Annotated in this window: 1 pseudogene; it reads right to left on the bottom strand. The window is 68.5% G+C overall.

The window, feature by feature from the left end:
* Nucleotides 1-378, bottom strand: a pseudogene (locus tag QSK05_RS36085) (hypothetical protein); the annotation flags it as partial.

The raw sequence follows: 378 nt of genomic DNA, 5'->3' as shown, positions 1-378 counted from the left end.
CAGGGACAGGTCTGGAGGCTGCCACCAGGCCGGGATCATTCCTTCGGGTAGGGGCACGAACCCGTATCGGGTGACATTCTGGCGCCGGTAGTCGGCCTCGGCCTCTATGTCTTGCTCTATCCGGTGGTGCAGGGATTGCGGGATCCGCGAGGATGCGGCGGCGTTGCCCGGCCCTGCTGCGTTGCCCGGCCCTGCTGCGTTGGCGTCGCCAGCTGGATCGTCCAGGGATCCCTCATCCGGCTCGCCTTCGTCGTCAGCATCAGTGCTGGCGTCAGCATCAGTGCTGGCGTGGGTGCTGGTGTTGGTGACCGGGACCAGGGGGATCGGTGTTCCCTCGGCCAGGGCCTGGACCAGGGCGGCCAGGACGTCGGCCCGCCG

Source organism: Kineosporia sp. NBRC 101731, from assembly GCF_030269305.1.
Lineage (GTDB): Bacteria > Actinomycetota > Actinomycetes > Actinomycetales > Kineosporiaceae > Kineosporia.
The sequence above is the reverse complement of the archived record's forward strand: the minus strand, read 5'-3'. Positions and strand labels throughout refer to the sequence as shown.